This window comes from Candidatus Hydrogenedentota bacterium (assembly GCA_019695095.1).
In the GTDB taxonomy this organism is placed as follows: Bacteria; Hydrogenedentota; Hydrogenedentia; order Hydrogenedentales; family SLHB01; genus JAIBAQ01.
This window is the reverse complement of sequence record JAIBAQ010000190.1, coordinates 1-11,219: the sequence shown is the minus strand read 5'-3', so window position 1 is coordinate 11,219 and position 11,219 is coordinate 1. Positions and strand designations below refer to the sequence as shown.

Annotated in this window: 11 protein-coding genes; 7 read left to right on the top strand and 4 right to left on the bottom strand. The window is 56.1% G+C overall.

Going from position 1 to position 11,219, the window contains the following annotated elements; translation table 11 throughout:
• Positions 1 to 414 (top strand): DNA polymerase/3'-5' exonuclease PolX (locus K1Y02_21750; GenBank protein MBX7259002.1); only part of this gene is annotated, 414 nt, incomplete at its 5' end.
• A gap of 14 nt (positions 415 to 428) precedes the next feature.
• The gene (gene nth, locus K1Y02_21745; GenBank protein ID MBX7259001.1) at positions 429 to 1,109 is read left to right on the top strand and encodes an endonuclease III; all 681 of its coding nucleotides are present in this window, start codon (positions 429 to 431) and stop codon (positions 1,107 to 1,109) included.
• A gap of 46 nt (positions 1,110 to 1,155) precedes the next feature.
• Here nth and K1Y02_21740 read toward each other — a convergent pair whose 3' ends face one another.
• Positions 1,156 to 2,733, bottom strand: coding sequence for a GAF domain-containing protein (locus tag K1Y02_21740; GenBank protein ID MBX7259000.1), 1,578 nt, complete (start codon positions 2,731 to 2,733; stop codon positions 1,156 to 1,158).
• Positions 2,734 to 3,091: 358 nt separating this feature from the next.
• Between K1Y02_21740 and K1Y02_21735 the strand changes: the two genes are divergently transcribed.
• Entirely contained in the window at positions 3,092 to 3,778 is a 687-nt protein-coding gene (locus tag K1Y02_21735) for a hypothetical protein (protein ID MBX7258999.1), read from the top strand.
• 775 nt (positions 3,779 to 4,553) lie between these two features.
• On the opposite strand, the gene K1Y02_21730 is transcribed toward K1Y02_21735, so the two are convergent.
• Complete coding sequence (locus K1Y02_21730; protein MBX7258998.1) at positions 4,554 to 4,874, bottom strand: Rieske (2Fe-2S) protein; 321 nt, start codon at positions 4,872 to 4,874, stop codon at positions 4,554 to 4,556.
• Positions 4,875 to 4,973: 99 nt separating this feature from the next.
• Here K1Y02_21730 and K1Y02_21725 point away from each other — a divergent pair, with 99 nt between their 5' ends.
• The 4 genes from K1Y02_21725 (at position 4,974) to K1Y02_21710 (ending at position 8,528) form a co-directional block, all read left to right on the top strand.
• On the top strand, positions 4,974 to 5,900 hold the full coding sequence (locus K1Y02_21725) for a GGDEF domain-containing protein (GenBank protein MBX7258997.1): 927 nt from the start codon (positions 4,974 to 4,976) through the stop codon (positions 5,898 to 5,900).
• A gap of 1 nt (position 5,901) precedes the next feature.
• Positions 5,902 to 6,681: an SAM-dependent chlorinase/fluorinase gene (locus K1Y02_21720; GenBank protein MBX7258996.1), complete on the top strand. Its 780-nt coding sequence runs from the start codon at positions 5,902 to 5,904 to the stop codon at positions 6,679 to 6,681.
• Between the two features lie 4 nt (positions 6,682 to 6,685).
• The gene (gene aroA, locus K1Y02_21715) at positions 6,686 to 7,939 is read left to right on the top strand and encodes a 3-phosphoshikimate 1-carboxyvinyltransferase (GenBank protein MBX7258995.1); all 1,254 of its coding nucleotides are present in this window, start codon (positions 6,686 to 6,688) and stop codon (positions 7,937 to 7,939) included.
• A gap of 319 nt (positions 7,940 to 8,258) precedes the next feature.
• The gene (locus tag K1Y02_21710) at positions 8,259 to 8,528 is read left to right on the top strand and encodes a hypothetical protein (GenBank protein MBX7258994.1); all 270 of its coding nucleotides are present in this window, start codon (positions 8,259 to 8,261) and stop codon (positions 8,526 to 8,528) included.
• A 59-nt stretch (positions 8,529 to 8,587) separates the two neighbouring features.
• Here K1Y02_21710 and K1Y02_21705 read toward each other — a convergent pair whose 3' ends face one another.
• Both K1Y02_21705 and K1Y02_21700 read right to left on the bottom strand, forming a co-directional pair.
• The gene (locus tag K1Y02_21705; GenBank protein ID MBX7258993.1) at positions 8,588 to 9,529 is read right to left on the bottom strand and encodes a universal stress protein; all 942 of its coding nucleotides are present in this window, start codon (positions 9,527 to 9,529) and stop codon (positions 8,588 to 8,590) included.
• A 211-nt stretch (positions 9,530 to 9,740) separates the two neighbouring features.
• Complete coding sequence (locus tag K1Y02_21700) at positions 9,741 to 10,400, bottom strand: class I SAM-dependent methyltransferase (GenBank protein ID MBX7258992.1); 660 nt, start codon at positions 10,398 to 10,400, stop codon at positions 9,741 to 9,743.
• Positions 10,401 to 11,219 lie beyond the last annotated feature (819 nt).

Genomic DNA, 11,219 nt, shown 5'->3' with positions numbered 1-11,219 from the left:
GTCATCGCGTCGGTTCATAGCAAGCTCAGCATGAGCGAGGCCGAAGCGACCGAGCGGGTGATTAGAGCGATCGAGAATCCCTATTGCCGCATACTCGGGCATCCGACGGGGCGCTTGTTGCTGATGCGCGAAGGGTACTCGCTCAATTACGAGAAAGTGATGGATGCGTGCGTGGCCAATCGTGTGGCGCTTGAGATCAACGCCAATCCAAACCGTTTGGACGTCGATTGGCGTCACATACGGCGCGGCCGCGATCGAGGGGTAATGTTCTCGATCGGTCCCGATGCGCACGGGGTGGATGGCATCGACGACGTGGATTACGGCGTGGGCATTGCTCGCAAGGGCTGGCTTGGACCGGAGCATGTGTTGAACTGCATGGATTCGGATGCGCTTTTGGCGTGGTGCAGTGGATAAGTCGGGAGTTGGGCATGGCAAAGGCGATTAAGCAGACCCTGACCGCGAATCGTGAACGCGCGGTCGAGATATTCAAGCGGCTGGAAAAGGACTATCCCGACGCGCAGTGTTCGCTCGATTTTGTTGATCCGCTTCAACTCATGATCTCGACGATACTTGCCGCCCAATGTACGGACGAGCGCGTGAACATTGTTACAAAGGACCTATTCAAGAAGTATCGATGCCCGCAGGACTATGCAAGCGCTCCGGAAGGGGAATTGGAGAAGGCCATCCATTCCTGCGGTTTCTACCGGCAGAAGGCGAAGAGTATCCGCAGCGCGTGCCGAACAATCATCGAACGTTTTGGCGGCAAGGTTCCGGGGACAATGGAGGAATTGCTTCAACTGGACGGTGTAGGCCGCAAGACGGCCAATGTGATCCTTGGAGAATGCTTCAATACGCAAGGGATCATCGTCGACACGCATTGCACACGGCTCAGCCAACGATTGGGGTTAACCAAACACGCCGATCCCGCCAAGATTGAGCAGGACCTTATGAAAGTTGTGCCGAACGAGAATTGGACGATGTTCTCGCACTATCTTGTCTTTCACGGGAGGGCAGTATGTTCTGCCCGCGCGCCCAAGTGTTCAGAATGCAGCGTCAGCGAGTTGTGTCCGTTTTCGTGCAGCGCGCAAGGCAAGAAGATTAGAAGGTGATAAGACGTTCACGTTCCAGTTCGGGTAGAGTTTCCGGATCGGCCAACTATTGCTCTTTGAGTGAATCCAGGATTTGGCCCCGTATTGGCTTCGGTTTCATATAGTATGTGAATATTTTCCCCTGTCCTTTCAGTTCGATTTCGCCTCTAGGCTCAAAATCAAAACTGCCCGAAAGCAAACGGCATATGCTCTCTGAAACGTGAACCCGTCCGGGTTGGCCCGTTGATTCAAGTCGTTGAGCAAGATTCACGGTATCTCCCCAAACGTCATAGGCGAATTTCTTCTGTCCGATCACCCCTGCTACAACTGGACCCGCATGCATGCCAATTCTTATCTCGAGAGGCCTGCCGTCGGGATAGCTGAGCTGATTTGCGGCGCCAACCAGAGCTTGCGCGAACTCGGCCAGATTACAGATAACGGGGGTCTTGATATCGGGAATGCTTGAGCAAACCATATAGGCGTCACCAATCGTCTTGATCTTCTCGACCCCGTAAATCTCACACAAATCATCAAAACGTGAGAACACATCTCGCAGGAATTGGGCCACGATCTCCGACGGATACTCACGGGCAATACTTGTGAAGCTGACAATGTCGGCAAAAAGGATGCCAACGTTGTGCAGTTCCTCGACTGGATTGATCTGACCTGCCTTGATGCGATTGATAATTCTCGCAGGCATAACATTGAGCAGCAGAGAGTCTGAAGTCTCTTTTTCTTTGAACAATTGTTCGTAGGCGTGGCTCTTTTCTATGACCACAGAGAGTTGCCCCGCAATGAGCTTGAAGATTTCGGAATGCTGATTCTCATACGTCTTCGTTTGCCGGCTGGAAAAGAAGATGACTCCGATGGGTCTTCCGGCCGCAACCAACGGACATGTCAGGCTTGAGCGGATTCCTTCGGCGACCAGGAGGCTGGTAGACTTGGAATCAGGGTGGCTATCGAGATACTCCGCCAGATCGTTGATGATTCTTGGCTCCCCCGTCTCGATGATGCGCTGAAGACTGCTTCCCCGTACTTGAGCCGAGTAACCCAGCGAGACCTGTGTTTGCTCGTAATCTGACCTTACCCAGCGACTGGTCAAGACCTCGCCATTTTGTTCGAGCAGAGCTACGCCAATGCGGTCGTAAGGGATCACTGTCCGGAACGACTCGTACAGTTTTTCCAGGACTTCATCTACAAGCAATCCCTTATTGATTTCGTGCGTGAGCTGCAGCAGCGCTTGTAGACCTTCGATTCTCATGCCGACGTACTTGGAGAGCCCCTGCATGGCGTGGGCAATCTTACCGATTTCGCTCTCGTCCAAGAGACTCTTCTCAATTCGAAAGGTTGGATTCGCTGGGGGAGAAGCAGGATCTGCGTGAAGCGTTTCGCCCACTTGAGAACTCAACTGAACGATATAGTTCAACAATTTGCTTAGCTTAAGGGCGCGTTCTTTTTGTGAACGCTCTGCACGGACAACTCTGTCCGACACGTATCCGAAACCGGCCAGCAGGAAAGTGACAAGCAGCCGCATCCAGGCTTCATTGGCGTCGTTCTCGCAGAAAAAAGTCTGGCGAAATGTCCCATCTTCGAAGACATAGGCGTGGATGGCTGACTCGAGAACCCAATAGCCGCAACCAAGCAATAGTCCTGTCGAGAAAAGGCGCGAGAAACGGACACTCATATAGGGGTAGTCCTGCTAACAAAAAGTGCTGGTTGCTGCACCGCCGGTAGTGTGTCCGATACTGCCCTGGACGCTCACGCAGCGATCATCATGTCGACTCGAACCATAACGGGGCGCACTTCAGGGAAATCGTCTTTGTTGGCCGAACGCGCGACAAAGACAAAGAAATCATAGGCTCACCGAATTGTGCAGTCAATACATGCGTTGCAGCATTGTTCTTGACTCACACATTGGATTTGCTCGTGCATTCTGCCATCATCCCCGGAGAAACACGTAGTGAAGGCCGGAATAGCAAACACAAGAATCAACGGTTGAGGAAATGAATAGAAATAGTCGAGTATTTCGTGTTCCTCTCTCCCCGATATTCGCCGCACTTTATGTGGCCTTTGCCCTGATTTCGTGCACGCTCATCGATCAAGGCGTTCGCTGGCCGTTTCGGTGGAACTCACTGATTTGGCAGCCGTTCCCATCGCCATTCAATGGGTTTGAGATGAACAAGGCTCTACCGTGGTTGGTGATTCCGTTCCTTCTCAGCATACCCACCATGGATTGGGGTTACCTGGGGTTCAAGAGATGGAAGCGCAGGGACACCTACCTGCTGCTGGGCTTGGCAGGTGTATGTCTGCTAGCGGTCCTGCTGGTGCCGTTGATACCTAGCCTGAAGGCTTGGTATCCAGGAGCAGCGGAGCAACCCATCGAATTGCGCTGGAAGATTGTCCTGTTTCAGTTGGCTTGGATCGCATCGTGGTTGCCTGGATGGGAGTTCCTGCACCGGTATTTCCTGTTGCGCCCATTTCAGGAGCGCTTTGCGCGGTTTGGGTGGCTGATTGTGCCGGTATCGGAGGGCCTGTTCCACTTGCAGAAACACTGGCTGGAGATGGCCGGTATGGTGGCGATATCCCTTTTGTTGACACGATGGGCCGCGCAGCGGCGAAACATGATGTTGCCCTTCTTGGCGCACTTAATCGTAGAAGTGGAGTTGGTGATTGTGCGGCTCTTCTACTGAGTCTCTTAGCGCAATGCCAAATGCGCATTGTGCCTGCTGGAGAAGAAACTCGGTGAGAAGAAATCCTGGTTGCTTGGTGGCCAGACTGTCATCCCGAGTCCGCCCAAGGCGGACGAGGCATCTGGCTCAAGAACGCATCTTCCTGATGCCAGATGCTTCGCTCCGCTCGGCATGACAATCGATGCGATCTCCGAGTAATTGTCATCCTGAGCGAAGCGAAGGATCTGGCTTAAGAACAATTCCATGTAGTGCGCGGCCCCGGTAGCGCCGCGATCGCCGAGCGCGGCGTGGTGTATGCCGCAGGCTGCAAGTTATGCAGATGCTGGCGGACAAGGGAGCCGTGCCGCTGATTGGATTCATTCATCGGAGTTCATCGGTGTGAATCGGTGGTTGAGTCACTTTGGTTTCGGCTATGCCGCGCCAGGCTGTTGTGCTCTTGCGCCGTGCGGCGCGCAGGAGCAAGAGGCGGTGTGAGTAATGGATGAGAGCACACGCTGTCCGATGACGAGCAATGGTCGTCACCCTGCTCGTTCTGTCTTTCATCAAAACCCGCGCTGGCGCGGTCCCCCGCTCAGCATGACGATTGATGCGTTCTCCGAGTAATTGTCATCCTGAGCGAAGCGAAGGATCTGGCTTCGGAATGGATCTTTCTGATGCCAGATGCTTCGCTCCGCTCAGCATGACATACCAAAGCGAGGTCCAAGTGTAGTCTTGATGAGAACGTTTCTTGGAAGTGCAGACCTCACGCTACGACGCACACGAAACCCGCGCACGGTCATTCCTCGATGGGCGTAAGCGTGATGAAGATGTCGTTTCCCTCCACCTTCAGTCCGTAGCGGCGGAGCCGCGTGGAATCATGTGTGAGGCAGTCGCCCGTACGTATGTTGTAGACCCAGTGATGGCGCGGACAGGTGACGATATCGCCTTCGAACGCACCCGTCGTCAGGTCCCAATTCTGGTGTTTGCAGCTAATCTCCGTTGCGAAGAATGTACCATCGGGGTCTTTGAAGACGGCAACATTGCGTGCCAATAATTTGAACTTTTTGAAACGAATCTCGTCGAAATCGGTAACTTTAGCGATTTTTACAAATTGCATAACGGGGAAGCTCTACTCCATGGTGCCCGGGGCCAATTGCGCACGTCCAAAGGTGCTGCTATCATACGCGAAAATGTCCGGGAAGCAAGGCCTAGATAGATGACAGATCCTGACAAAAAACGTGGCGACACGACCAAACTCATTTTGCCCGAGGAATTGGCGCAACTGCGCGCCATGCACAGCCAACACAAACGGGTCAGTCTCATCGTGCTGTCCGGGTGGCAGATCGGGCGTGAATTCGTCATTGATTCCCCAGAAATCACCATCGGGAGATCCGTTGACGCGGAAGTCTCGATTAACTTGCCGTCGGTCTCGCGCCAGCACGCTCGAATACGCTTTGTTACGGCGGAAGCCGACTCCTACTTTCACTTGGTCGACCTGAAGAGCATGAATGGCACCAGCGTCAACAACGAAGAGGTCCGGGAGGCGCGCCTCCAGAGCGGCGACAAGATTCAGATTGGGGACGTGGTCGTGAAGTTCCTGATTCAAGATCCCTTGGACGCCAAGTTTCACGAGGAAGTGCACCGCCGGATTCACTACAACCAGCTAACTGGCCTGTTGACCCTTGAGTCGTTCAAGCCACAACTGGCTGATGAGATCGCCAAAGCAAAGCCCGGCGCGCGGTTTACCGTGGCCATGACGGACCTTGATGGCCTCAAGAAAGTGAACGACACGTACGGGCACCCCATGGGGAGTCTGGTGATTCAGACTATGGGGCAGACGATTCGTGAACTGCTGCGTCCGCGCGACCGCGCCGGACTGTACGGCGGCGACGAGGCCATCTTCATGTACCCCGATACACCTCTGGACGAGGCCGTAGACATTGCGGAACGGTTGCGAACTGCGATTGCCGCGATGCCCCTGAGCCATGAAGGCCAGTCTCTCGGGGTAACGATCAGTCAAGGGTTGGCAGAATGGCCCACACATGGCCAAACGATGGAGCAGATAATCGCTGCGGCCGATGGCGCCCTGTATGCCGCCAAGGGGGCAGGACGAAATTGTGTCCGCGTGGCGGGCGGCGAGTAGCATGCGGCCAATCGTGACGCTCCTGACTGATTTCGGTACAAAGGATCCGTACGTCGCTTCCATGAAAGGCGTTATCTTGTCGCGTTGTGCGGACGTTTCAATTGTCGATTTGTCTCACGAAATACCTCCGCAAGATGTATTCGAAGGCGCACTGTTCTTGGCTGAAGCTGCGTCCTACTTCCCCCCGGGCACCGTTCATTGCGTCGTTGTGGACCCTGGCGTGGGAACCGCTCGGCTTCCAATCGCCCTGGAAGTCGGGGGGCACAAATGCGTGGCACCGGACAACGGCGTGCTGTCCTTGCTGTCTCGTAAGCATTCCATATCCGAGGCGCGCATGATCGCGAACAGGGAGTTTATGTTGGAGTCTATTTCGGCTACGTTCCACGGGCGCGACATCTTTGCGCCCGCTGCGGCCGCATTGGCCGCCGGCAATCCGCTCGGCAGCATGGGCGATCGCGTGGCCACCATGACCATGCTGGACGTACCGCGGGCGAGAAAAGAGGACGGCGGCAGACTTGTGGGCGTCGTCATGCACATTGACCGATTCGGCAATGCCATCACGAACATTCTCCGTGAAGATGTGGGCATGGCACAGGCCACGGATATCCGAACCGGCCATGTACGCCTTGCAGGCATCTCGGAGACCTACGCTGACGTTGAAACCGGCCAGGCCGTCGCACTGTTCGGAAGTTCTGACTATCTCGAGATTGCCGTGAACTGCGGCAATGCTCATACCCAGTTGGGATTATCCCGTGGTAATCGCGTCGAAGTACGGTTCTGAGATTATGAAAAGCATCGCAATTACTCCCAAGACTTCGTTGGACGCAACGGTCTCCATTCCTGGATCAAAGAGTTGTTCCGCACGGGCATTGGTGATGGCGGGATTGACTCGCGGCCAGACCGTTCTCCTGGAACCGGCGGATTGCGACGACACCGATTACATGATTGGCGGTTTGCAGGGTCTGGGGGTTCCTGTGACGCGGGAGTCTGGCGCATTGCGCGTTGACGGGCGTCCGTTTGCTCCACCGGCCTCTCCCCTCTTCCTCGGGAATTCTGGTACTGCGGTGCGTTTCCTTGCCGCAGCCTGCGCGACATTGAATGGGAGCGCAACCTTGGACGGCACGGAGCGTATGCGGGAGCGTCCCATCCTGGATTTGGTGGACGCGTTGCGCGCATGGGGCGTCAATGCCGACACGGATACCGCGTGCCCTCCAATAACCGTGCAGGGTACGGGGCAGTTTGGCGGGACTACCCACGTGCGCGGGGGGGCGAGCAGCCAGTATTTGACGGGACTGTTACTCGTGGCTCCATATGCGACGACGGATGTCGTCATTCGGATCGATGGGGAGCTTGTCTCTAAGCCGTATGTCGACCTCACGCTGGCGATGATGAAAGAACGGGGCGTGCACGCGGAGAATAAGTCGTACTCGGAATTCCGCGTGAAGTCGGGACAAGAATACCGGCCCGGCACCTACGCCATAGAGGCGGATGCGTCGGGGGCGTCGTATTTCCTGGCTGCTGCTGCCATTGCGGGAGGGCGCGTGCGCGTGACGAACCTGACGAGCCGCTCGCATCAAGGCGATGCGCAATTTGCGTTTGTGCTTGAGCAAATGGGGTGCGCGGTTGATGAAGGTCCGGATTGGATTGAAGTTCGGTCTGACAAAGCCCTGAAGGCTATCGATATCGATCTCAATGCGATGCCGGACATGGCGCAGACGCTTGCAGTCACTTCGCTGTTCGCGGACGGCACCACCCACATACGCAATGTCGCGAATCTTCGCATTAAAGAGACGGACCGCATTTCTGCTACTGCGACAGAACTCCGCAAGTTGGGGGCGATTGTGGAAGAACATGCGGACGGTCTCTCGATCACGCCCGGCGAATCGCTTCGCGGCGCGGCCATCGACACCTATGATGATCATCGTATGGCGATGAGTTTTGCGATGGCCGGGCTACGCATCCCCGGAGTAGTGATTAACGAGCCTGGCTGCGTCTCCAAAACCTTCCCCGATTTCTTCTCGCGCTTCGGATCGCTCTGAGGCATTCGGATGCAGGCCGGTCCCGTCGCCGCTTTTTTTCGTGCCTTCTGTTAGGGTTGTGTTATACTTCGGTCAGGCCCAGGTAGCCGGCAATTTGCGCTTGCGCAAATTGGTCACGTGTTGGACCTTGAGGTTATGTCATGAGGATTTCTCGCGAACACACTCTGTTTGCGGAGAGCTGCGCTATTTCTCGCTACACGTTTCGCAAACGCACTGGTTGCGAGACGGGTCTGTGTGTGTTCGTCAGAAATCCGGGATAGGGACCACTCCAATCAACCGGAATCGGCTCATTGAGCCGGCTTCTAGGGAGGGCACGCCCATGCACCAGCGCAAAACGGGCACTTCAGATGCCTGGCACTACACCATGACCCTCACCGAAACGTCCTCCTGGCGGGAGGCGGACCAAACCCAGAAACGGGAGCTCCTGGAGGATTTAGCGGAGAGGGTCATGGGGCAGGCCATCGAACAGGGCCGCAACCGCTTTGTGATCCATGATATGGACGGCGGCGTGGTAGCGACCGGTAAGCTGAAGCCTGGCGATATCACGGAAATGCTGGACTTGTACCGCAGCCAAGATAGGTCGAACTAGAGACCAGGCTGCGGATTCTGTTTTTCAGGGGAACGCGGGCGCGATTCGTCCGTCACGCGTTAGTCTGCCCTGGGTTCCGGTCCTTCCCATTCGGGGCGAATGGTGAAAACCGGGCACCGGGCGAGGCGGACGACTTTTTCCGCAACGCTTCCGAAGAGGATATGCCCAATGCCTGAGCGGCCGTGGGTGGGCATGACGATCAAATCCAACGGCAGTTTTTCCACCAAACGGCAAATCTCGCGGTGTGGCACGCCGGTCACGCTGGCAATCTCCACCTCCACTCCTTCGATGCTGTTTTTCATTCGATCCAGCGCGTCGCGCGCAGTCGCTTCCATTGTAGTGCCGATGGTTAGCGCGGCATCCGGCATGAATTCCGGCAGCGCCACAGAAAGTTCATTGGCGTGGAAGAGTACGAGCTTTGCCTGAAACTCCCTGCAGAGCGAAACCGCAAACGGCAGCGCTTTTTCAGCGAAGGGGGAAAAGTCGGTTGGAAATAGAATGCGCTGGATGTTGAGAGACAGGTCTTCATCGCTCACAAACTCATGCTCAGGGTGTTTGATGCAGAGCACGGGGACCGGAGACTGGCGCACAACCTTTTCGGCGACGCTCCCGAAAACCATGTGATCGAAACCAGAGCGCCCGTGAGTCGCCAGGACGACGAGGTTGCTTCCATGATCCCGCACGTGGTTGAGGATCTCGTCGTGGGGCTTGCCGACGACTGTGAAACTTGCCCCTTTCACCCCCTCTTGCTCGGCTGTCTGAGTGAGCAATGCTAGACGGCTCTCCGCATGTTCCTTCATGGACTCAACGAGGGCGTCGGCATCGCCCTTGGTCAACCACAAACCGTGCGCGTGGCCTCCCGATACCAGGGCCTCGTCAATCACGTGCAGGAAGTGCACGCGACCTTCATAGGTCTTGGCCATGGCCAAGGCATATTTCATGGCATGGAGTGCGTAGGGGGAGAAATCCGTGGGAAGCAGGATGCAGCTCTTACGAAACATAATCCCCTCTTCCTTCCGCCGTCGGCGGCCCGCAGGTGTTGCCGGTCAACTTCTGAAACCGATCAACTTTTGAACAGGGTAATGCAAATGCAGCAATTCGCTCTCAATTCAATGATACGACCGTGCCGTGGATTGCGCAACTGTTGTTGATGGATTCATTTGCGACGAGGAACCCGGCGCCCAATCCCAGTGCCTTCAACATGGACTCTGGCTACGAAGGCTTGCGGGCAATCCAGTCGATGGCGCCGGCGACACGCGCCCATTCGTCCACGAAACGCTCCTCGGACTTTCCCTTCATAGAACGCGCGAGTCTGCGTAGTTTGTATTGCATTCGATAGGCTGCGTTAAGGCCCCGAGCCACATACTTGAATGCGCGAAACGGTCCTCGGAAAGCGAGCAATGCGGCGGCATCGAACTCGCTATATCCACGGCTCGGCCATACGTACTCAGGGCGGAATCCACTCAGCGTGAGAAGCTCGATGACCCCGTTGGCCGACATGTGAAAGAAACTGTCCGCATGCCAGGGTTCGAGAAATGCCACGTTACCCAGGAAATACCCCCCCGGTTTGAGGACGCGATTCATTTCCTGAAAAGCCAGGTGTGGGCAGGCCAGGTGCTCGGTCACGGCCGCGCAGTACACAATGTCGAACTGCTCATCGGCAACCGGGAAGAAATGGGCGTCGGACAGGAAATGCGGTCCGCCGCAAGCGCGCATGAGTTCAGAATCTGCGGGCCGATAAATGTCCGTTCCGAAATACACAAAACCCGCTTTGGCAAACCAAGGCCGGTTTCGGCCTTCCGAACAGCCCACTTCAAGAAGCCGGGTTCCTCGCGGGGCGTCGGCGAGAACTTTGGCATGCGCCGGATCCATATGGTGGGGTAGATCTTCCCCACTCTCAAGCAGCGGAGGCTCGCGGAACGCCTTTTGAAAGGACGCCGTGTCCACGCGGCTGCGGGAGGAGACAAACTCAAATTGTACTGTGCGGCTCGCTGGTATCGAATGGTTGTCACGTTCTAAAGTCATAGCGCAACACATTACCGGTGTGGCCTCCCTTTCGCAAGCAGAACGGCAGTATAGGGTGTGGTCGAAAAGGTGGGGCCAACATTGACGTGCTGGAATTCCTCTAAACAATCCCCTCTCAGAACAGTTCCTTCTCTTGAGCGCCAACGGCGGAAAACAGGGACTGACACAAGCGCAGCGAAGCGGAGACGTGTCTGTTCCTGCTTTCCGCCCACCCCCAACGCTTGCTCGGGATGTACCTCCTTGTGGCGCATCCGCCCCCCGGCGCTTGCACCGGTCGCGTCGCTCGGACGGCTAGCGCGATAGCGCAAACGTCCGGAGAGACATTAGTAGCGCAGCGCTCGCCGAGCGCGGCGCAGGGCATGCCGTAGGCTCCAAGTAGTCTAGATGCCAGCGGCCACAAGAACGGTGGCGCTATTTGGTTCGTTTATCGGAGTTCATCGGTGTTCATCCGTGGTTGAGTCTCTTCTGGTTGCGGCTATGCCGCGCCAGTCTGGAATATGTCGTGCCTACGGCACTCAAGAGCGAAGGCTGTCCGCTTGGCTTTTGTCTCTACCACTGAAACCAGTGCAACTCCGGCTATTCGCTCCTAAGAAACACGCCGAGCCTCTTGCATGTGGCGCTCCTTCAGAGCGGTCGTTAGGGTGGGTTGCTGACCTGGGGCGGCGT

Excerpts from the sequence above, each read along its gene's own strand:
- K1Y02_21710 (MBX7258994.1), top strand. The coding sequence starts at position 8,259 with ATGCACCAGCGCAAAACGGGCACTTCAGATGCCTGGCACTACACCATG.
- aroA (MBX7258995.1), top strand. The coding sequence starts at position 6,686 with ATGAAAAGCATCGCAATTACTCCCAAGACTTCGTTGGACGCAACGGTC.
- K1Y02_21700 (MBX7258992.1), bottom strand. The coding sequence starts at position 10,400 with ATGGATCCGGCGCATGCCAAAGTTCTCGCCGACGCCCCGCGAGGAACC.
- K1Y02_21730 (MBX7258998.1), bottom strand. The coding sequence starts at position 4,874 with ATGCAATTTGTAAAAATCGCTAAAGTTACCGATTTCGACGAGATTCGT.
- K1Y02_21720 (MBX7258996.1), top strand. The coding sequence starts at position 5,902 with ATGCGGCCAATCGTGACGCTCCTGACTGATTTCGGTACAAAGGATCCG.
- K1Y02_21725 (MBX7258997.1), top strand. The coding sequence starts at position 4,974 with ATGACAGATCCTGACAAAAAACGTGGCGACACGACCAAACTCATTTTG.
- nth (MBX7259001.1), top strand. The coding sequence starts at position 429 with ATGGCAAAGGCGATTAAGCAGACCCTGACCGCGAATCGTGAACGCGCG.
- K1Y02_21705 (MBX7258993.1), bottom strand. The coding sequence starts at position 9,529 with ATGTTTCGTAAGAGCTGCATCCTGCTTCCCACGGATTTCTCCCCCTAC.
- K1Y02_21735 (MBX7258999.1), top strand. The coding sequence starts at position 3,092 with ATGAATAGAAATAGTCGAGTATTTCGTGTTCCTCTCTCCCCGATATTC.